The sequence below is a fragment of the Pedococcus sp. NPDC057267 genome, from assembly GCF_042668795.1.
Taxonomy (GTDB): domain Bacteria; phylum Actinomycetota; class Actinomycetes; order Actinomycetales; family Dermatophilaceae; genus Pedococcus.
Genome location: NZ_JBHUYG010000004.1, coordinates 22,438 through 42,944, shown reverse-complemented (window position 1 = coordinate 42,944; position 20,507 = coordinate 22,438). Strand labels below are relative to the sequence as shown.

At 74.4% G+C, this 20,507-nt stretch carries 19 protein-coding genes; 6 read left to right on the top strand and 13 right to left on the bottom strand.

What is annotated here, in order from left to right; all coding sequences use genetic code 11:
- Positions 1-82: 82 nt before the first annotated feature.
- Positions 83-1,405 carry a geranylgeranyl reductase family protein gene (locus ACFUC1_RS01960; protein ID WP_379116222.1) on the bottom strand — a complete coding sequence of 441 codons (1,323 nt, stop codon included), beginning with the start codon at positions 1,403-1,405 and terminating at the stop codon, positions 83-85.
- A 113-nt stretch (positions 1,406-1,518) separates the two neighbouring features.
- On the bottom strand, positions 1,519-2,217 hold the full coding sequence (locus ACFUC1_RS01955; protein ID WP_379116221.1) for a demethylmenaquinone methyltransferase: 699 nt from the start codon (positions 2,215-2,217) through the stop codon (positions 1,519-1,521).
- Positions 2,218-2,304: 87 nt separating this feature from the next.
- Between ACFUC1_RS01955 and ACFUC1_RS01950 the strand changes: the two genes are divergently transcribed.
- Positions 2,305-3,600: an isochorismate synthase MenF gene (locus ACFUC1_RS01950; RefSeq protein WP_379116220.1), complete on the top strand. Its 1,296-nt coding sequence runs from the start codon at positions 2,305-2,307 to the stop codon at positions 3,598-3,600.
- A 13-nt stretch (positions 3,601-3,613) separates the two neighbouring features.
- On the opposite strand, the gene menD is transcribed toward ACFUC1_RS01950, so the two are convergent.
- Both menD and ACFUC1_RS01940 read right to left on the bottom strand, forming a co-directional pair.
- Positions 3,614-5,401 carry a 2-succinyl-5-enolpyruvyl-6-hydroxy-3-cyclohexene-1-carboxylic-acid synthase gene (gene menD / locus ACFUC1_RS01945; protein WP_379116219.1) on the bottom strand — a complete coding sequence of 596 codons (1,788 nt, stop codon included), beginning with the start codon at positions 5,399-5,401 and terminating at the stop codon, positions 3,614-3,616.
- Positions 5,402-5,446: 45 nt separating this feature from the next.
- A complete protein-coding gene (locus ACFUC1_RS01940; RefSeq protein ID WP_379116218.1) occupies positions 5,447-6,739 on the bottom strand; it encodes a DUF1479 domain-containing protein in 1,293 nt (430 codons plus the stop codon).
- Between the two features lie 86 nt (positions 6,740-6,825).
- Here ACFUC1_RS01940 and ACFUC1_RS01935 point away from each other — a divergent pair, with 86 nt between their 5' ends.
- The gene (locus tag ACFUC1_RS01935; RefSeq protein WP_379116217.1) at positions 6,826-8,046 is read left to right on the top strand and encodes an ROK family transcriptional regulator; all 1,221 of its coding nucleotides are present in this window, start codon (positions 6,826-6,828) and stop codon (positions 8,044-8,046) included.
- A gap of 34 nt (positions 8,047-8,080) precedes the next feature.
- On the opposite strand, the gene ACFUC1_RS01930 is transcribed toward ACFUC1_RS01935, so the two are convergent.
- From ACFUC1_RS01930 to ACFUC1_RS01895, 8 genes are all read right to left on the bottom strand, one after another.
- Entirely contained in the window at positions 8,081-9,514 is a 1,434-nt protein-coding gene (locus tag ACFUC1_RS01930; RefSeq protein WP_379116216.1) for a hypothetical protein, read from the bottom strand.
- Positions 9,507-9,833, bottom strand: a complete 327-nt coding sequence (locus ACFUC1_RS01925) for a hypothetical protein (RefSeq protein WP_379116215.1) — start codon at positions 9,831-9,833, stop codon at positions 9,507-9,509. Before ACFUC1_RS01925 ends, ACFUC1_RS01930 begins: the two co-directional genes overlap by 8 nt.
- 368 nt (positions 9,834-10,201) lie before the next feature.
- Complete coding sequence (locus ACFUC1_RS01920) at positions 10,202-11,593, bottom strand: dipeptidase (protein WP_379116214.1); 1,392 nt, start codon at positions 11,591-11,593, stop codon at positions 10,202-10,204.
- Positions 11,590-12,312, bottom strand: a complete 723-nt coding sequence (locus tag ACFUC1_RS01915) for an esterase family protein (RefSeq protein WP_379116213.1) — start codon at positions 12,310-12,312, stop codon at positions 11,590-11,592. Before ACFUC1_RS01915 ends, ACFUC1_RS01920 begins: the two co-directional genes overlap by 4 nt.
- A 10-nt stretch (positions 12,313-12,322) precedes the next feature.
- Positions 12,323-13,468 (bottom strand): alpha/beta hydrolase-fold protein, encoded by a 1,146-nt coding sequence (locus ACFUC1_RS01910; protein ID WP_379116212.1) that lies wholly within the window; start codon positions 13,466-13,468, stop codon positions 12,323-12,325.
- A gap of 69 nt (positions 13,469-13,537) precedes the next feature.
- Positions 13,538-14,452, bottom strand: a complete 915-nt coding sequence (locus tag ACFUC1_RS01905) for a hypothetical protein (protein WP_379116211.1) — start codon at positions 14,450-14,452, stop codon at positions 13,538-13,540.
- 15 nt (positions 14,453-14,467) lie between these two features.
- On the bottom strand, positions 14,468-15,697 hold the full coding sequence (locus ACFUC1_RS01900; RefSeq protein WP_379116210.1) for an acetyl-CoA carboxylase biotin carboxylase subunit family protein: 1,230 nt from the start codon (positions 15,695-15,697) through the stop codon (positions 14,468-14,470).
- 58 nt (positions 15,698-15,755) lie between these two features.
- Positions 15,756-16,748, bottom strand: coding sequence for an o-succinylbenzoate synthase (locus tag ACFUC1_RS01895; RefSeq protein ID WP_379116209.1), 993 nt, complete (start codon positions 16,746-16,748; stop codon positions 15,756-15,758).
- Between the two features lie 94 nt (positions 16,749-16,842).
- Between ACFUC1_RS01895 and ACFUC1_RS01890 the strand changes: the two genes are divergently transcribed.
- Positions 16,843-17,325 (top strand): glutathione peroxidase, encoded by a 483-nt coding sequence (locus tag ACFUC1_RS01890; RefSeq protein ID WP_379116208.1) that lies wholly within the window; start codon positions 16,843-16,845, stop codon positions 17,323-17,325.
- 208 nt (positions 17,326-17,533) lie between these two features.
- On the top strand, positions 17,534-18,472 hold the full coding sequence (locus ACFUC1_RS01885; protein WP_379116207.1) for a 1,4-dihydroxy-2-naphthoyl-CoA synthase: 939 nt from the start codon (positions 17,534-17,536) through the stop codon (positions 18,470-18,472).
- Here the strand turns inward: ACFUC1_RS01885 and ACFUC1_RS01880 are convergent.
- Positions 18,469-18,921, bottom strand: coding sequence for a hemerythrin domain-containing protein (locus tag ACFUC1_RS01880; protein WP_379116206.1), 453 nt, complete (start codon positions 18,919-18,921; stop codon positions 18,469-18,471). The genes ACFUC1_RS01885 and ACFUC1_RS01880 overlap by 4 nt on opposite strands.
- A gap of 90 nt (positions 18,922-19,011) precedes the next feature.
- On the opposite strand from ACFUC1_RS01880, the gene menE reads away from it, so the two are divergent.
- Positions 19,012-20,235, top strand: coding sequence for an o-succinylbenzoate--CoA ligase (gene menE / locus ACFUC1_RS01875; RefSeq protein WP_379116205.1), 1,224 nt, complete (start codon positions 19,012-19,014; stop codon positions 20,233-20,235).
- Positions 20,232-20,504, top strand: coding sequence for a PLD nuclease N-terminal domain-containing protein (locus tag ACFUC1_RS01870; protein ID WP_379116204.1), 273 nt, complete (start codon positions 20,232-20,234; stop codon positions 20,502-20,504). Before menE ends, ACFUC1_RS01870 begins: the two co-directional genes overlap by 4 nt.
- Positions 20,505-20,507: the final 3 nt, after the last annotated feature.

Here is a 20,507-nt window from a genome sequence, read left to right as displayed (position 1 = left end):
GCGGACGCCGTGACGACGGTCACGCAGTGCCCAATCCTAGGAGCGTGCCCGGAGAATGCACGCGCGGGTCCCCCGGCGGTGCTCATGCGTCCGGCGCCATCTTCGACAGGGCCGTGATGAGGCGGTCGCTCGCGTCGCCGCCGTGCGGCTCGGCGAGGTTGGCCATCACCTTGAGCAGGAACTTCATGAGCGTCGTGCGGGGCAGGCCGTACTTGGTCGCCAGCCGCATGACCTCGGGGTTGCCGATCATCTGGGCGAACCAGCGGCCCAGCGTGTAGTACCCGCCGAGCGAGTCCTTCATGACCTTGGGGTAGCTCTGCAGCACCCGCTCACGCTGGGCGTCGGTGCCACGCGCGAACGCCTGCGCGATCACCTCGGAGGCCAGCCGGCCCGACTCCATCGCGTAGGCGATGCCCTCGCCGTTGAACGGGTTGACCATGCCACCGGCGTCGCCGACGAGGAGCAGGCCCTTGTCGTAGTGCGGCTGGCGGTTGAAGCCCATGGGGAGCGCGGCGCCGCGGATCGGGCCGACCATGGTCTCGTCGTTGTAGGTCCACTCCTCCGGCATGGTCGCGACCCAGCGACGCATGACGTCCTTGTAGTCGGTCTTGCCGAAGGCGCTGGAGGTGTTGAGGATGCCGAGGCCGACGTTCGAGGTGCCGTCGCCGACGCCGAAGATCCAGCCGTAGCCGGGCAGGAGCACGCGCTTGCCCTGGTCGTCCGTGGACCACAGCTCGAGCCAGGACTCGAGGTAGTCGTCGTCGTGCCGCGGGCTCGTGTAGTACGTGCGGACGGCCACGCCCATCGGGCGGTCCTCGCGCTTCTCCCGGCCCATCGCCAGGCTCAGCCGCGAGGAGTTGCCGTCGGCGGCGACGACGAGGGGCGCGGCATACCGCAGCTCGGGGCCGGTGGAGCGGCCCTTCTCGTCGGTCGCGCGGGCGGTGACCCCGACGATGCGGCCGCGGTCGTCCAGGACCGGGCCGGTGACGTTGGTGGACTCGCGCAGGCGGGCCCCGTGCTTGACGGCGTGCCTGGCGAGGATGTCGTCGAAGTCCTGCCGCGTGCGGACCAGGCCGTAGGGCGGGAAGCTCGCGAGGTCGGGCCACGGCAGGGACAGGCGCATGCCGCCGCCGATGATCCGCAGCCCGTGGTTGCGGATCCAGCCGTCCTCCTCGGGCGTGGGGATGCCGAGGGTGATGAGCTCCTTGACCGCGCGCGGGGTGAGCCCGTCGCCGCAGACCTTCTCGCGCGGGAACGCGGTCTTCTCCAGGACGAGGACGTCGAGCCCCGCCATGGCGAGGTATGCCGCCGTGGCCGACCCTGCGGGGCCGGCGCCGACGACGATGACGTCGGCCGTCTCCGTCGGGTTCGCGGCCGCACTCGCCGCGCTGGTCGTCTCTGTCACCCTCGTGCCTCGCTTGTGAACGTCTTCACGAACTGCTCCTGCGGAGACTACTCCGCTCCCCGGCGATGGTCACCAGTGAGGGCAGCCTTACCTGAGAGCCTCACGAGACGGCCTCAGGAGACGGGCTTCACCGCTCGGTGCAGGGCGACGATGCCGCCCGTCAGGTTGCGCCACTCGACGCCCTCCCAGCCCACGCCACGGACCGCCTCGGCGAGCTCGCGCTGGGCCGGCCAGGCCTGGATCGACTCGGCGAGGTAGACGTAGGACTCGGGGTTCGAGGACACCGTGCGCGCGATCGGCGGCAGCGAGCGCATGAGGTACTCGGTGTAGACCTTGCGGAACGCGCCGTTGGTCGGGTGGCTGAACTCGCACACGACGAGGCGCCCGCCCGGCCGGGTCACCCGCAGGAACTCCGCGAGCGCCGTCTCGACCGAGGCGACGTTGCGCAGCCCGAACGACATCGTCACCGCGTCGAAGCTGTCGTCGGCGAACGGCAGCCGCATCGCGTCCGCCGCCGTGAAGCCGAGGTCGGGCCGGCGCCGGTTGCCGACCCGCAGCATGCCGAGCGAGAAGTCGGCTGGCACGACGTGCACGCCCGCGTCGGCGAACGGCTCGCTGCTCGTGCCCGTGCCGGCAGCGATGTCGAGCACGGTCTCCCCCGGCTGCGCCGCCACGGCCTTGAGCACCGCGCGCCGCCACAGCCGGTCCTGCCCCAGCGACAGGACGTCGTTGGTCAGGTCGTACTTGCCGGCCACGTCGTCGAACATCGCGGCGACGTCACGGGAGTCCTTGTCCAGGCTGGCGCGGGTCATGGCGCCCATCCTCCCAGAGCGCGTGACCGGCGCCTCACGGTCCCGTCGCCGTCCGGCCCCACCCCCGGTCGTAGGCTTGCCCCCGACATGAGCAGCCTGCCCACGCCCTCGGGTGCCGCGAGCCTCCAGCCCGCGCCCCTGGTGACGCGCACCGTCGCGCTCGACGACCCGGGGCCCCTGCTGTCGCTGCTCCCCGACCTCGGCGACCCGCGGGCGCTCACCAGCTGGGTGCGCCGCGGCGAGGGCCTGGTCGGCTGGGGCCGCGCCCTGGAGTTCACGGCGCACGGGGAGGACCGGTTCGCCGAGTGCGAGCGCTGGTGGCGCCAGGTCGTCGAGACCGCCGTCGTCCGCGACGACGTCCGGGTGCCGGGCACCGGGCCGGTCACCTTCGGCTCCATCTCGTATGCCGCGGGGTCGCCGGCGGGTGCCACGCTCGTCGTGCCCGAGGTCGTCGTCGGCGCCCGCGACGGCCGCTGGTGGGTGACGACGATCGGGACGACGTCCGAGCTGCCCGCGCCGGTCGCCCCGAGCGCCCGGCCCGGGCCGGCCGAGCCGGTGGGCGTCACCTTCGCCGACGGGTCGCTGTCACCGGCCCGCTGGGCGGTCGCCGTCGACGAGGCGGTGCGGCGGATCACCGCGGGCGAGCTCGACAAGGTCGTCCTGGCGCGCGACCTGCGGGTGCAGGCGACCGAGCCGGTCGACGCCCGCTGGCTGCTGCAGCGGCTGGCCGAGCGCTACGACACGACGTGGGTCTTCGCGGTCGACGGCCTCGTGGGCGCGTCTCCCGAGATGCTGGTCCGGCTCGAGCGCGGGCTCGTGACCTCGCGGGTGCTCGCCGGCACCATCCGGCGCACCGGCGACGACGAGCACGACCTGGCCCTGGCCGCCTCGCTGGCCCGGTCGAGCAAGGACCTGGAGGAGCACGAGTACGCCGTGCGCTCCGTCGCCGACGCCCTGCGCCCGCACTGCTCGTCGATGAACGTGCCCGAGTCGCCGTTCGTGCTGCACCTGTCCAACGTCATGCACCTCGCCACCGACGTGGCGGGAGTGCTGGCCGACGGCTCGACCTCACTGGTGCTGGCGGCCTCGCTCCACCCCTCGGCCGCCGTCTGCGGGACGCCGTCGGACCGCGCCGACGCCGTCATCACCGAGCTGGAGCACATGGACCGCGGCCGCTACGCCGGGCCGGTGGGGTGGATGGACTCCAGCGGCGACGGCGAGTGGGCGATCGCGCTGCGGAGCGGCGCCTACGAGGCCGGCTCGACCACGTCGATGCGGCTGTTCGCCGGGTGCGGCATCGTGGCCGGCTCGGACCCCGACGCCGAGGTCGCCGAGTCGGACGCCAAGCTCGTCCCGATGCGCGACGCGCTCACCGGTCGCTAGCCCGATCGGGTCGCTAGCCGGACCGGAGCGCCTCGCGGGCGAGGGCCGTCATGCGGTCGCGCTCGTCGCGGTGGCGGGACCGGTCGAGCCGCACCTCGACCACCGTCGTCCCGACGGGCTCGGCCGCCACCAGGGCGGCCAGCTGCTCCGCGTCGGCGGCGACCACGTGGCGCACGCCGTGGGCGGCGCACAGGGCCGCGAGGTCGGTCCCGGTCGGCGTGCCGAAGACCCGTTCGAAGTCGTCGGCGAGCGCCGGCGCGCCCGGCTCGAGCAGGGTGAAGATGCCGCCGCCGTCGTCGTTGACGACGACCACCGTGAGGTCCGGGTGCCGTTCCAGCGGCCCGACCAGCAGCCCGTTGGCGTCGTGCTGGAACGTCAGGTCACCCATGAGCGCGTATGCCGGTGCCGCGCCGGCCAGCGCCAGCCCCGACGCGGTCGAGACGCACCCGTCGATGCCGGCCAGTCCCCTGCTCGCGACGACCTGGACGGGTCCGCCGTGGCGGCGTGCGCCGGCGACGTCGACGTCACGGACGGAGTTCGAGGAGCCGAGGAAGAGGGTGGCGCCGTCGGGCAGCGCGTCGAGCACCGTGCATGCGACCGCGGTGCCGCTGGGCCAGGCGGGACGGGTGGCATCGAGGGCTGCGGCGACCCGCTCCCCCGCCCGGCGCCACTCGCGGGCCCAGCCCGTCTCCGCGGAGGGCCCCCCGAGGTCGCCGAGGTGGTCCAGCACCGCCACGGGATGGACGGCCGCCACGGACGGACGCGAGCGCACCCAGGCGTGGGTCGCGACGGCCTCGACCCGGGTCCCCGGTCGCCGCAGCAGCGCCGACACGGGCCGCGAGAGCGTGAGGCGCCCGACGCTGACCACGCGCTCGGGTGCGTGGGCGTCGAGCCAGTCGGGGTCGGCCAGGACGAGGTGTCCGTGGGGCAGGACGCCGGGTCGGGGGTGCGGGCCGAACGGCTCGGCCAGCACCGGCCACCCGTGGCTGCCGGCCCACGCGACGGCGCGCTCGAACTGCCCCGGCTCGGGGAGGTCCCCCACGACGACGAGCGTGCGCGCCGGCTCTGGGTCGACGGCGGCCGCCGCGGGCGAGGCTCCCTCGACGCTCGGGACCCCCGGCGCGGCGCCGGCCTGCGACGGGTCGGGCAGCGGATCCCTCGGGCCGGGCCAGGTGGGGCCATCGGTGGGGACCAGAGGCTCACGGAGCTGGACGTTGAGGTGGACGGGACCGGGCTCCGAGGTGGGCAGCCCTGCTGCAGGCCGCACGTCGGTGTCCGGTCCGGCCCGGCCTGTCCACGTCCCGGTCGCAGCGGCCACCGCATCGCGCGCCGCCCTGCGCCAGGCGACCGCCTCTGCCATGGCCCCGTCGGCGTCGGTGGCCTCCGGTGCCGCGACGTCGGCGGACCAGCGGACGGCGTCGGCGAACATCCCCGGCTGCGTCGTGGTCTGGTTCGCGCCTGTGCCGCGCAGCTCGACGGGGCGGTCGGCGGACAACACGACCAGCGGGACCACGCCGTGGTGCGCCTCGAGGACGGCCGGGTGCAGGTTCGCGACCGCGGTCCCCGACGTCGTGACGACCACCGCAGGCACCCGCGTCAGCTTGGCCAGCCCGACGGCCAGGAACCCGGCGGACCGCTCGTCCACCCGGACGTGCATCGTGAGACGTCCTGCGCGCTCGGCGGCGAGCACGGCATACGCGAAGGGGGCGGACCGGGACCCGGGACACAGCACCACGTGCCGCACGCCCCGCTGCACCAGCTCGTCGACGACGACGGTGGCCAGCGCGGTCGACGGGTTCACACCGGGGATTGTGTCAGCCGGTCGGCCTCCGCCGGCCGAACCCCGTCACTCCAGGCCCAGGCCCCGGCGGCCGGTCTCGTTGAGGTCCTCGAGGTGGAAGCGGTCCGGCCACTCGCGCTCGTAGTGCTCCTCGGGGAAGTCGCTCGGGCTGGACCCGGTGAGGAACGCCTCGCGGACGCTCTCGGCATACCGCTCGTTGCGAGGGCACCACGGTGCGGCGGGGATGTACATGACGTTGCCCCAGCCCTTCTGGTCCTGGACGGGCGCGACGCTGTGCACCATGTCGCAGTGCCACCAGACGGAGTCGCCCGCCTTGACGTCCGGGATGCCGGCGAGGCCCTCCATGAGCAGCGAGTGCCACTTCCAGTCGGCGGGGAACACCTGGTTGACCGTGACGCCGCACATCTCGTCGTCCGGCACGTCGTCGAGCAGCGGGCGGAGCATGAGGTAGGCCATCGCCTCGGGGATCGGGACGGTGTGCAGGACGCCCTGGTCGTGGTCCATGTCGGACAGCGCGGTCCAGCCCTGGAACGTGCGGAAGACCGAGCACATCGTGGAGCCGGGGTACTGCGGCCCATCGGTGCGGTGGCTCGCGTCCCAGGGGTCGTACTGCTCGACGGTGCCGTCGAAGAGGTGACGGAAGGCCTGCTGGTAGGCCTGCGTCATCCACAGGTCGAGGGTGCCGGGGTCCAGGTGGGTTCCGAGACCGGCGGAGTCGGCGCCCTCGGGGCGGCGGCGGATGCGGTCGGGGTAGAGGGAGTCGCGGTGCGGGTCGAACCACTGCACGCCGTCGGACTCGCAGACCCACTGGGAGTTGAGGAAGCCCTGGACGGTGGCCATCCGGTCGCTCTGGCGGGCCTGCATCTGGGCGCTCGACCAGTAGATCGGGTAGATCTCGGGCTTGGACCCGACGCTGCCGAAGAAGTCGTCGCCCGGGCCGCGGTAGGCCTCGAAGAACCCGTTGCCCTCGACGTAGTCGACGATGTCGCGGTCCCACTGCAGGGCCTGCTCCCGCGGGAAGTGGCCGCGCACCACGAGGCAGCCGCGGCGCTTGAGCAGGGCCACCTGCTCGGGGATGACGGTGCCGGCCTCGATGTCGGCGTAGTCGATCACCGGCCAGACCTGCTCGCCGCGCTCCTTGGCCGCGGTGATCTCGGCGACGCGGTCGGCGACGAGCCGCTCGACGACGCCGAAGACCTCGTCGACCGTCCGCCCCGACGCCTCGATGCGGGCGCGCAGCGCGGCCTTGACCTCGCGGATGGCGCCGGACAGGTCCGCCGGGACGGTTTCCCAGTGCGGCAGCTCGGGGCGGGTGGTCGTGAACGCCGGCGCGGTCATCACAGCTCCTTCGGTAGGACTCCTTACCAAACGCGAGGCTAGCCGGTTCCCGCTGTTTGGGCAACAGTCCTTACTAGGATGGCGGCATGACTCCCGAGAAGCCGTCGCTCGACCTCCTGCGCCGGCTGACCGACCGCCACGTGGTCGGCGCGGTCGTGGACCACGGACGACAGACCCGGGCGGAGCTGGCGAGCACCACGGGGCTGTCGAAGCCGACCGTGGCCGACAGCGTCCGGCGGCTGGAGGCGGCCGGGGTCCTCGCCGACACCGGCGAGCGCAGCAGCGGTCCGGGCCGGGCCGGTCTGTACTACGACCTGGCGCCGGGCACCGGCACCGCGCTCGCCGTCGCGATCGCCCCCGAGGGCGTCGTCGCCGAGGTGCTCGACGTCCGGGGTGCGATCGTCGGTCGGGGCACGGCGCAGGTGTCCCGGCCCGCCCGGCCTGCGACGGCGGCACGCGCGCTCGAGCGTGCGGCGCGGTCTGCGGTGGAGGCGGGCCGCGGCGCAGGCGCAGGACCTGTGCTCCTGTCGGTCGTCAGCGCCGCCGACCCCGTGGACCGGGCGACAGGGCGACTGGTGCACCTGCCCGACGCGCCGTTCCTCGTGGGCGCGCTCGACCCCGCCGCCGTGCTCTCGGACCTCGTCGAGGGACCGGTCGTGGTGGGCAACGACGTCAACTGGTCCGCACTCGCCGAGCTCGCCGCGCGGGCGCAGCAGGCCCCCGGCGGCACGGCCGACGCTGCCCCCCGCGGGACGCCCGACGCCGGGACCGGCCCGGACGCGACCCCCGCGGACTTCGCCTACCTGTACCTGGGCGAGGGACTGGGGTGCGCGGTGGTGGCGGACGGCCGGGTGCTGGAGGGCGCCCACGGCCTGGCCGGCGAGGTCGCGCACGTCGTCGTCACCGGGGCCCGCGGACGCGCGACGGCGTTCACCGAGGTGTTCGCCGAGCTGGGGCTGCGGCACGAGGGGGCGACCGCCATCGACGTCGACCGGCTGCTGGACGTGGTGCACGGGGGCGGCGCAGGCGGCGAGCGCGCGCTGCGCGCCCTGGCGGTCGCGGTCTCGGACGTCGTGTCGGCCCTCGTCGCCCTCACCGACCCGCAGGAGGTCGTGCTGGGCGGGTCCTGGGGCGGGGACCGGGCGATCGTCGAGGCGGTGCGGGACCGGGTCGGGGACGCCAAGCGGCCTGCGGTGGTCAGCCCGGCGACGGTACCGGGTGCCGCGCTCGCCGGTGCGCGGGCGCGGGCCGTGGCGTCCCTGCGGAGCCACCTCGTGGAGCGCGGGGCCGGTCCGGCCACCGCCTGACACGTCGCTGCACCCACGACCCGACCTCCTCCGCTCATCCGCCGGGCCGGGGCACGCCGAGGACACGGGCGACGCGGTAGTCGCGCACGACGGGCGCAGCCCCCTCGTGCGGAACCAGGAACGCCCTGCTGCCCTCGCGCCACGCGACGGTCGACCCGTCCGTCGCCGAGTCGACGACAGCGGCCGTGCGCGCGTACTCGCTCGTCGCGTGGGCACCGCTGGCCGTGTGGACGGGGCCGCCGCGCAGGTCGCGGGTGACCGTGACCCACCCGCGCCGGTCGGGGCTCGCCTGACCCTCCAGGCGCGGCACGGCGTCCTGCACGTGCTCGAGCGACAGGACCGACACCTCCGCCGGGACCGGCATGCGCCCGACCGGCGAGCCCATGGTCACGACGTGCGTGACGTGGTGGGACGCCCGGAACCGCGGCGAGGAGGCCAACCCCGCAGCGACGATTCCGCCCAGGCTGTGCCCGGCGAGCAGGACCGGCTCGCCCGAGGTGTCCCGGCCCGTCTCGGCCATCGCCTCGTCGAGCGCTGCCGTCACACCCTGCGCGAGCGCCGTGGACTGGCCCGCCATGAGCCGGACGTCCGACGTGGCGTCGAACGGGTTGGCGCCCGCCTCCGCGCCCCACTCCTGCGTGCCGCTCACCTCCACCAGCCAGGCCGAGCTGCCGTCGGGTTGCGGCACCTCGACGACCCGGACGTGCCCCGGGTAGCGCTCGCCGTCGCTGAGGTTGCCGAGGTCGTCAGCCAGGGAGGCGAGGTCGTGCGGTGCCCGGGCCCCCTGCCGCGGGCTCGCCTCACGGGTGACCACGGCCCCACCGGTCTCGCGCAGCAGCCCCGCCGCCGCGGCGGTCTCGGCGACGACCCGCAGCGCTGCCTCGTAGTCCCCCGCGGGCCGGTCCGCCGTGGGCAGCCGGGGCGCGAGCGGCGGGAGCGCCGGCGCCAGCTCGACCAGCCCGTCGACCCCTCCGGCGAGGTCGGCAACCCCCGGCACGTCGAACAGCACCTCGTCGGCGGCACCCGCGACGTCGACCCCTGCGGCATGCAGGGCGAGCAGCCCCACAGCGAGCTCCGGCGCCGCACGGGCGACGGCGACGAACGCGACGTCCTGGGCGACCTCCACCGAGGCCGCGACCGCGCGCTCCGTCGCGCGGTAGGTCTCGACAGCGCCCACGGCTCCCGCCGACAGTCCGAGGAGGGCCACGGCCTGGCCACCGGCACCGACCGGCCCGCGGGCCAGGGCCAGCGCCGCCTGGGCTCGCGCGGCAGTGACCGGTGCCAGCGCCGCGCTGGCCACCAGGCACGGGTCGACCGCCACTGTCGTGAGCCGCACGCACGCCGCCCCCACGGCCGCCGCCTCCAGGGCCAGGACGCGGGCCGCGTCCTCGACCGCGTCCAGCTGCACCGCGACCCCCGCAACGCCACCGCGCACCCGGACCGGCTGGGCTCCCGGCCCGTCAGCCATCGAGCCCTCGGAGCACCGTGTGCCCGGCTCGGTCGACGACGTGGGCGGCGGCGCCGGCGGCGGACGCGAGCTCGGCCACCACCACGTCGACCTGCCGGGCATGGGCGTCGAGGAGGTCCGCGGCGGAGTCGAGCCGGCTCGCCGCCAGGCGCAGCCCATGGACCCGCTCCCCGACCCGGTCGCGGAACAGCGCGCCCGCAGGCGAGTGCCACCTGACGTCGCGCACCACGTCGAGCCGTCGCGCCGCACCGCGCACCCGAAGCGCCTCCTCGCGTACCACGGCCGCGAGTACGCGGATCCGCCCAGCATCTACCTCCACCCCACCAGCCTGCGTGCCAGGCCCTTGGCTGCGCCCCTGTCGCGTCGTTCCTTGTGGACGAGACCGACGGAGACGCACGGCTGTGGACACTCGACGGCCGGTGCGGCCGGGCTCAGCTCCGCGGCGACCGCCCGGTCGCGCGCCGGCTCGAGCGGCCCCTCGAGGTCGAGGTCGACGTGGAGGCCGCCCGGCCACCCACCCGCTGCACTGTGACCCACGCGTCCCCGCGCTGCGGCAGGAGCGTGGCGAACTGGCCCCCGTCGCCTCGGGGCGGGGAGACGTGGGTCCGTGTCACCGACCGCCAGAACTCCACGGACTCCCGAACCCGGCCTCGGGCAGGTCGAGGAACGCCCACACCCAGCGCACCCTCACGCGCCGTCCCCCTCCGCGCCGAGCAGGCCGCCGAGGTCGGCCAGGAAGAGCGCCTGCGCCAGGGCCGTGCGCTGCAGCTCGCCGGGGTCCACGGACTCGTCGGCGGCGTGGATGCGCGAGGCCGGCTCCTCGACCCCGAGCAGGAGGATCTCTGCGTGCGGCACCAACTCCGCGAACGCGGTGGCGAGCGGGATCGAGCCGCCCTGGCCGGTGGTGACCACGTCGTGCCCGAACGCCGTGCGCATCGCCCGCCCCATGGCCGCGTATGCCGGGCCGTCGGTGCGAGCGCGGAAGCCCTGGCCCAGGGACACCGGCCTGGCCTCGACCTGGGCGCCGTAGGGGGTGTGCCGCACCAGGTGCTCGACCAGGAGCCGCTGGGCCTCCGCCGCGTCGATGCCCGCGGGCACGCGAAGGTTCACCACCGCCCGGGCCTCGGCGTGCACGGCCGCGGTCACCTGGGAGACCGGCGTGGCGTCGAGGGCGATCACGGTGGCCGCCGGGCGCGCCCACAGGAGGTCCGCGACGGTCCCCTCGCCAGTGAGGGGGTCGACGCCGTCGAGAAGGGCGGCGTCCTCGCGGAACCGGCTCTCCTCGAACGGGTTCCCGTCCCACCTCCCCGAGTGGTCGAGGCCGTCGATGGTGGTCTCGCCGGTGTCGTCCCGAAGGGTCGCCAGCGTCGCGACGAGGGCCTGCAGCGCGTCCGGCGCGGCACCGCCGAACATCCCGGAGTGCGCGGCGTGCTCCATGGTGCGGACGGTGACCAGCACGCTGCCGGTGCCACGCAGCGACGTGGTCAGCGTGGGGAGTCCCAGCTCGACGTTGCCGGTGTCGGCGATGAGGAGGGCGTCGCAGTCGACGAGACCGGGGGACTGCCGCGCGAGCGCCTCCATGCCGCCGCTCGACTGCTCCTCGGAGCCCTCGCACACGACCGCGACCTCGACCGGCCACGACCCCAGGACCTCGCGCAGCGCACGCAGAGCCAGCACGGAAGCCATGAGGTTGCCCTTGCAGTCTGCGGATCCCCTGCCGTACCAACGGCCGTCACGCTCGGTCAGCTCCCAGGGCGGGACCGTCCAGGCGTCCGGGTCCCCGACCGGGACGACGTCGTGGTGGGAGTACAGCAGGACCCGGGGAGCACCGTCCGGGCCGGGGGTGCGGCCCACCACGGCCTGCGACCCGTCCGGGGCCGGCAGTGCCTCCACCCCGTGGAGCCCGACGTCGACGAGCAGCTCCGCGACCAGCGACGCCGCGCGCCGGCACTCCTCCACCGGCTCGACCGCCGGGTTGGCGACCGACCGACACGCGACGAGCCGAGCGAGGTCGTCGCGCACCCGCGGCATACCGGCCTCCACGGCCGCGGCCAGGCGCGCGCCGAGGCCCCCGCTCACGGGACCAGGTCGTCGAGGTAGAGCGGGAGCATCTCCCACCACGTCGGCCAGTCGTGGTCGTAGGACGGGCCCCAGTCGTCGACGCGGTTGGGCACCCGCTTGTCGCCGAGCACCCCGGCCACCTCCCACGCGCCGCCCGGGTCCTCCCACCGGCCCGAGCCCGTCGCCAGGACGACGAACCGGCTGCGCAGGGTGTCGAGCTGCGGCCCCTCGAGGCCGGGCAGGAAGTGCAGGGGCGACGCGTAGTAGAAGTCGTCGGTGAACCTGCCGCCGATGAACCGCTCGATCGAGTACGTGCCGCTCATGCAGACGGCGGCCCCGAACAGGTGGGGGAAGCGGCACAGCAGGGCGAGGGAGTTGAAGGCGCCGATCGATGCGCCGGCGACGACGACGGGCTGGGTGGCGGAGTCGGCATGGATGGCCGGCACGACCTCCTCCGCGACGGTGCGCTGGTACGCGTCGAACAGCCAGCGCCGGTGGTCGGTCGAGCCCTCGCGGCGGATCATCGCCTGCCCCGCCGCGCTGTCGCAGGAGTAGACCTTGACCCGGCCGGCCTCGACCATCGGCCACAGGTGCCCCACGAGCTGGTTGCGCTCGACCTCCTCGGCGTCGCCGCCCGCGGTCGGCAGGAGCAGCACGGGCGCGCCGTAGTGGCCCCAGCGGACCAGGGTGATGTCGCGGTCCATGCGCTCGGAGTGCCAGCGCTCGGTCACCTTCACGTCGGGCTCCTCACTCGTAGACGAACTTCTGCGGGCCGGGGAACAGCCACGAGAGGCCGTCGCGCAGACGGTCGCGCCAGTCCTCCCAGTTGTGGCCGTCGCGCGCCTCGACGTACTTCACGTCCATGCCCGCGGCGCGGAACACCTGCACCATCGACCGGTTCGGCGTGATGAGCGGCTCGTAGGTGCCGCAGGACATGAAGATCCGCTCGACCGGTGCCGTCGGCCTGGCGCGGTACCGGTTCACGAACTTCACCACGGGGTCGAACGGCGGCCCGCCACCGTGGTCGGTCCCGATGTCGGTGAAGACCAGCGACGCCGACTGCAGGAACAGCGAGCCGAACACCCCCGGGTAGCGCACCGCCGTCGACAGCGACGCGATCCCGCCGAAGCTGCTGCCCATGAGGCACCGGCCGGCGGGGTCGTCGACCAGGGGCAGTCGCTCGGCCAGGGTCGGGAGCAGCTCGCGGGCGACGAACCGGGCGTGCGGTGCGTGGTTGGGGTACTCCCTGAGCCGGTCCCGCGGGGGGACGAACGCGGCCACGAGGGGCGCCACGTCGAGGCGGTGGATGAGGTTGTCGAGCACGGTCTTCATCGCCGCGTAGTCGAGGTAGTCCGTGCCGTCGTGCACGACGAGGAGCGGGTAGCGCTGGGCCGTCGTGTAGCGCGCCGGCAGGTACAGCTTGACCGGCTGCTCGCGCCGGAGCGCCTTGGAGCGCAACGTGTCCTCGACGATCTCACCCTGCCGCGCCTCCGGGTCGTGGTGCACCCAGTCGGGCACCTCGTACCCCGTCGCGGCGCACACCGAGCTCGACCCGACGGGCGAGTGCGCGACCCGCGGGTTGAGCGGGTCGTTGAACGTCTCGTAGTGGTCGCCGCGGCGGGTCTCCAGCTGGTACTCCACCCGTGACCCGCTCGGCAGCTCGGTCGTGACCGCCCACAGGTCCGTCCCGGGCAGGAGCCGCATCGGCAGCGGGTCGGTCAGCCCGACCACGCGGTGCCGCACGCGCACCTCGTCCGCCTCCCCCCGGAACAGGAACGTGACCCGCTCCCCCTCGACGATCGGCGCGCCGTACCGGGCGACGAACCGGTCCACGGACGCCGGGCCCACGGGCAGGCGGTCGCGCAGCCGGTTGACGGCCAGCCTGCCGCTCACTGCCACCCCTCCCGCGTCCTGACGTCCCGGCCTCGGGCCAGCAGCCTGCCGCTCACCGAAGCACCCCCGTCACCGCAGCGCCTCACGCATGTCGTGGACCGCGCCGTCGAGCCCCAGGATGCGGGCACCGGACGGCAGACCGCCGTCCTCGCCGAGCTCGAGCGCCGTCCCGTCGTCGAGCAGGACGCAGTGCTGGTCCCCGAACCGGCGCGCCAGCACCGAGCACCGCGCCGGGTCGTCGAGCCGCAGCCGGCGACGGGCGTGCGGCAGCGCGATGACGCCGCGCACCCGGCCCAGGCCGCGGTCGTACACCTCGGCCTCGCTCGCACCCTCCGGCCCGTGGTCGTGGATGAGCACGACCCGCTCGGTCAGGGCCATCGCGCCGGCTGACCAGGCCACCACGGGCAGCTCGTCGGGGATGCGGATCGCGAACAGCCGCAACGCCCGCAACAGGGTCCCGACGTGCCCGCCGGTCATCGCGAGGGCCGCCGAACCGGCCAGCAGCGCCGCGATCTCGCCCCGGTGCCAGCCGATCACGCCGCTGTCGTCGATCGGGGCCGTCGCGTCGAGCTCCGCGTACAGCTCCTTGAGCTTCCCGGCATACCAGCGGTCGACGTGCCGCACGACCTCCACCGCGTCGTCGAGCGCGTCGAAGCCGGCCCCGCGCCGCTGGATGGCGTACGCGTCGTCGAGCGCGCCCTGCAGCCGGAGCCGGTAGACCGACAGCAGCGCGTCGTGCCGGTCCCGGAAGGCGAGGCCCGCCGCGGCGAAGACGGGGTCCTTCTCGAGGACGTCGAACATCCGGTGGTGCAGCCGCAGGTGCCGGGTGTCGCCGCCGAGGACGCCGTCGAGCTCGGCGACGTCGTCCTCGCGCTCCTCCCACCCGGCGTTGATCGTCGCGACCGGGCCCTCGACGCCGAGGGAGCGCAGGGCGGTGCCCGCGGTCGTCATGAAGCGCTGGGGACCCAGCAGCACGGTGCGCATGGTGCAGCAGGCGCCTCAGCAGGCGACCGCGTGGACCTGGACCGTGCGGCCCACGTCGTCGAGCATCCCGCGCAGCACGTCGTAGTCCGGGTGGCGCATCCGGACGTAGGCGTTGGCCATGTAGCCGGCCTCCACCGGCTGGGTCAGGTGGCCCTCGGGCGGGAAGTACGCATCGATCACCCACTCGTTGTAGCGGTCCCGGATCTCGTGCAGACCGCTGTGGCCGACGATGCGCCCGTCGCGGTCGGGCCGCAGCGCGATGATCCCGGCCGAGTAGGGACGGTCCATCCGGCGCTCCGGCGTCCCGTGAACGATGACGTGCGCCCACTCGCGGTAGACGTCGACGTCGTTGCTCGCCGAGTACAGGTCCCAGCAGCCGACGCCCGGCGGCCGGGCGCCGATCTCGGAGAACTTCAGCCCCTTGGGCCCGTTGAACCACTCCATGTGGGTGGCGCTGGTGCCGATCCCGAGCGCCTCGATGACCCGCTGCCCGAGGTCGCGCACCTCGTCGTAGAACGGCGAGTCCGCCATCCGGTTCGTCGTGACGAACTGCGGCGAGATCCAGCGGGTGCGCATCGCCTCGAGGACGTTCGGGTAGTAGTGGGTCGTCCAGTCGTGGACGACGCCCCCATCGTGGGCGATGGTGTCGTAGAAGCCCTCGTGCCCCTCGACGAACTCCTCGATCGCGATGGAGGTCGCGCCGTGCGACCCGAAGCCGGTGAGGGCGTGCGCCAGCTCGCTGTCGTCGTCGACCCGGACCGTGTCCTTGGCCCCGGCCCCGTCGCGCGGCTTGAGGACGAGCGGGTAGCCCACGCGCGCGGCGAACTCCCACGCCTCGTGCGCGTGGTCGACGGCGGCCGAGGCCGCCGTGGGGACGCCGGCCTTGCGCAGCGCCTCCTTCATCGAGGGCTTGTCGCGGCACAGCCACGTCGTGTGCACCGAGGTGCCCGGTATGCCGGTCGCCTCGCGCACCTGCGCGGCGACCATCGTGTGCGCCTCCACCGTGGCCTCGAGCCGGTCGACCCAGACCTTGGACTGGATGAACCTCGCGGCGTCGGTCATCTCGCGCAGGTTCGTCACCGAGCCGACCTTGTAGTAGCCGGACAGGGCTCCGCGCAGCTCGTCGTCGAGCGCCCACTCGTCGGACTCGCCGATCCCGAAGACGTTCGCCCCCACCGAGGCGAGGGCGAGTGCGAACCGGCGCTGGTTGGCCGGGAACCCGGGCTCGACGAAGACGATGTTCACCCGTCCGACCGTAGCGGCGATCGGGTCCGCCGTCGCGCCACGCAGCGGCGTCCTGAACTCAGCCGGCGAGCACGGCGTGCGCCGCCGCCACCCGCTCGCGCCACCAGCCGACCCGGTCCTCGGCCGCCGCCCACCGGTCGAGCAGCGCCTCGTCGGCCACGACGTCCCGTACCGGGAGGACCCCACCGACGGGGACCAGCGGGTCGGCCGCGACGTCGCCCTCGAGCAGGGCCACCGTGCCGAGGCCGCACGCGTGCTGCAGCTCCGGCAGCGCCGCGGCCAGGGCCACCCCGGCCCGCATGCCGATGGTGGTGTCGAGCGCCGAGGAGACGACCGCCGGCAGTCCGCACTCGGCCACGACCTCGAGGGCCCGGCGCACCCCCGCCAGCGGTGCGACCTTGACCACCACGACGTCGGCCGCGCCCTCTCGGGCTACCCGGACGGGGTCGTCGGCCTTGCGGATCGACTCGTCGGCAGCGACCGGCACGTCGACGCCGCCGCGGGCGAGCGCGAGGCGCAGGTCGCGCAGCTCCAACACCGTGGCGCACGGCTGCTCGGCGTACTCCAGGTCGTGGCGGGCCAGCGCGGTCAGGGCGCGGACGGCGTCGTCGAGCGACCAGGCGCCGTTGGCGTCGACGCGGATGCGGCCACTGGGACCCAGCACGTCGCGCACGGCGGCGACCCGGGCGAGGTCGTCGGCCAGGGACTGGCCGGGCTCGGCCACCTTCACCTTGGCCGTGGTGGTCCCGTCGTACCGGGCCAGCACCTCCGGGACCCGCTCGGCCGGCACCGCGGGCACGGTCGCGTTGACGGGCACGTCGGCGCGGACGGGCTCGGGCCATCCGTGCCAGGCCGCCTCGACCCCGGCGGCGAGCCAACGCGCGGCCTCCGGGGCGGCGTACTCCAGGAACGGCGAGAACTCGCCCCAGCCGGCCGGTCCCCGCAGCAGGGCCGCCTCGCGCACGGTCACGCCGCGGAAGCGGGTCCGCATCGGGATCGAGACCACCCGCATCCCGTCGAGCAGCTCCTCGAGCGGCGGGAGGTCGGTCATGGAGCCATTCCACCAGACCGGCACACCCGGCAATCCGGGCGCACCGGTACGCCGAATACCGTGTCGGCGAGTCCCATCCGACGTCAGGAGCCCCATGCCCACGCTGTCCGACTTCTCCGCCACCACCCTCGAGGGTGCCGAGCAGGACCTCTCCGCGTATGCCGGGAAGGTCGCCCTGGTCGTGAACACGGCCAGCGAGTGCGGCTTCACGCCGCAGCTCGAGGGGCTCGAGCAGCTCTACCGCGAGTACGGCGAGCAGGGGCTGGTCGTGCTGGGCTTCCCGTGCAACCAGTTCGGCGGCCAGGAGCCCGGCGACGCCGAGCAGATCGGCCAGTTCTGCCAGCGCAACTACGGCGTGAGCTTCCCGATGTTCGACAAGGTCGAGGTCAACGGCGACGGTGCGCACCCGGTCTGGAAGTGGCTGCGCTCGGAGAAGGGCGGCCTGCTGGGCAGCGCGATCAAGTGGAACTTCACCAAGTTCCTCGTCGGCCGCGACGGGCAGGTCATCAAGCGCTACGGCTCCACGACCAAGCCCGCCGACATCGCCGGGGACATCGAGAAGGCGCTCGCGGCCTGACGTGCCGTCGCCCGCGCAGCGCTGGGGCCGGCAAGCAACGGGCATCCCACCGACAGCGACCACCCGTCGCTGCTCCGTGCTGCGTCACTGATCGGCTGCGTCGATCAGTGACGCATCAGTCGCAGACACTGCGCGTGCCCACCGCCGCTGGCGAGCAGGCGGCGACCAAGCGGCATACCGCCGGCACCCCGCCGTTAGGCTCGCGCGGGTGAGCGAGCAGACGAACGTCAGCGACACCTTCGACCCGGCCGCGTGGGACGAGGTCGACGGGTTCGACTTCACCGACATCACGTACCACCGGGCGAGGGACGTCGGCGCCGTCCGGATCGCGTTCGACCGGCCCGAGGTGCTCAACGCGTTCCGCCCGCACACCGTCGACGAGCTCTACCGCGCACTCGACCACGCCCGCATGACGCCCGACGTCGGCTGCGTCATCATCACCGGCAACGGCCCCGGCCCGGCCGGCACGGGCAGCGAGGGCAAGTGGGCGTTCTGCTCCGGGGGCGACCAGCGCATCCGCGGCCGCTCGGGCTACCAGTACGCCACGGGCGAGACCGCCGACACCGTCGACGAGGCGCGGGTCAAGGCCATGGGCGGGCGGCTGCACATCCTCGAGGTCCAGCGGCTGATCCGCACCATGCCCAAGGTCGTCGTCGCCGTCGTCAACGGCTGGGCGGCCGGCGGCGGCCACAGCCTGCACGTCGTCTGCGACCTCACCATCGCCAGCCGGGAGCACGCCCGGTTCAAGCAGACCGACGCCGACGTGGGCAGCTTCGACGGCGGGTACGGCTCGGCCTACCTCGCCCGCATGGTCGGCCAGAAGTTCGCCCGCGAGATCTTCTTCCTCGGCCGCACCTACTCCGCCGAGGACATGCACCTGATGGGCGCGGTCAACCTCGTCGCCGACCACGCAGAGCTCGAGGCCACCGCGCTCGAGGTCGCCCGGGAGATCCTCGGCAAGAGCCCTCAGGCGCAGCGGATGCTCAAGTTCGCGTTCAACCTCGTCGACGACGGGCTCATGGGGCAGCAGGTGTTCGCCGGCGAGGCGACCCGCCTGGCCTACATGACCGACGAGGCCGTCGAGGGCCGCGACCAGTTCCTCGAGAAGCGCGACCCCGACTGGTCCCCCTTCCCCTGGTACTTCTAGCCGGACCCGCCCAGGTCCACCTCGAACGCCTCGTAGACGAGGTCGGCCCCCTTCTGGCGGTGCCGCACCAGCTGCCCCATGAGGGTGGTGACCTCCTCGCGGAAGACCGGCAGGTCCGCCATCGTGCCGCCGTGCTCGAGCACGGCGAGGTAGGCGTCGATGTCCTCGCGGAAGCGGTCGTGCTCGCGGCGCAGCCGCCGCACCTGCCCGGCCAGGCGTGGGTTGTCCCGGCTCACCGAGTCGTAGAGCCCGCCCGGGCCCTCGGTCAGCTCGACGTGGTCGCGGAAGTCGTGGGCGAGCTCGGCCAGCGCCGCGCGCACCCGCTCCCGCCACGCCCCGCCGCGGGCCAGCGGCGAGGCGAGCGCCTCGTCGACGGCGGCGACCGAGTCGCGCAGCTCGGCGCGGTGGGTGCGCACGCGGTCGAGGTATGCCGTGAGCTGCTCGTCCATCGCCGACCTCCCGCGCGCGTGGTCCCCCCGCCCATGGTCCCGCCGAACCCTCGGGGCGTCCATCGTCACCGCGACCAGTAGCGTCGACCCGTGACCGCCGTGCGACCGCTGCCGATCCCTTCAGGGGAGCAGGCGCGCGAGGCCCTGCCGGCACTGCGGGCGGCGCTCGAGGGGACCGGCCCCGCGGTCCTGCCGTGCGCCCCGGGCGCACGTCCCCCGGAGCTCCCCGACGGTGCCGTCCCGGACGAGGGCACCGCGCTGGTGGTCGGCACGTCCGGCTCGACGGGGAACCCCAAGCTCGCGATGCTGCCTGCCACGGCACTCGGCGCCTCCGCCGACGCGACGCACGACCGCCTGGGCGGCCCGGGCACCTGGCTGCTGGCCATGCCGCCGCACCACATCGCGGGCGTTCAGGTGGTGCTGCGCTGCCTCGCGGCGGGCACCGAGCCGCACTTCGTCGACCTCTCCGGCGGGTTCACCCCTGCCGCCCTGACGCGGGGCGTGGCACGGATGACCGCGGCACCGGGGCCAGCGGGGGCCGCGGGCGGGACGGCACCCCGTCGCTACACCGCGCTCGTCCCCACCCAGCTGGTCCGGGTGCTGGCCGACCCCGAGGCGGTCGAGGCCCTCGCCGGCCTCGACGGCGTCCTCGTCGGCGGCGCCGGAACACCGCCGTCCGTCCTCGCCGCCGCCCGCGCGCAGGGGATCCGCGTCGTCACGACGTACGGCATGAGCGAGACCTGCGGCGGCTGCGTCTACGACGGCGAACCCCTGCGCGGCGCGCTGGTCCGCATGGACGACGAGGGCCGGCTCAGCCTCGGCGGGGCGACCCTCGCGACCGGCTACCTCGGCCGGCCCGACCTGACGGCCGCGGCCTTCTCCACCGACCCCGACGGCACCCGCTGGTTCCGCACCGACGACGTCGGCCACCGCGACGGCGCCGGGCGCTGGCGCGTCGACGGCCGGCTGGACGACCTGGTCAACACCGGCGGCCTGAAGGTGGCCCCCCGGCTCGTCGAGGAGGCCCTCACCGAGGTGGTCCCCGGCGTCGACGAGGCGGTCGTCGTGGGGCTGCCCGACGCAGAGTGGGGCCAGGTCGTCGCCGCCGCGCTCGTCCTCGCGCCCGGGGCCGAGGCGCCCACGCTGACCGGCGCCCGCGAGGCCCTCCGCGGCGCTCTGCCTGCGCACGCACTCCCCCGCCACCTGCTCGTCCTCGACGCGCTCCCGCTGCGCGGCCCGGGCAAGCCGGACCGTCGTGCGGTCACCGGCCTCCTCGAGGCCGACCGCGACGCCCGTGCGACCATGGAGGCATGATCCGGGTCCTGCCCTGGCTGCTGACGATCGCGCTGACGATCTACGCCGCCGTCGACTGCGTGCAGACCGACGAGCGCCGGGTCCGGAACCTGCCCAAGCTGATCTGGCTGCTGGTCGTCCTGGTGTTCCCGATCGTCGGGCCGATCGTCTGGTTCATCGCCGGGCGCCCCCAACGGGGCCCCACCGGCCCGTCCGGCCGCGGGGGCACGCAGCGTCCGCAGGCCCCGCGTGGCCCCGACGACGACCCGGACTTCCTCCGTAGGCTCTGACCG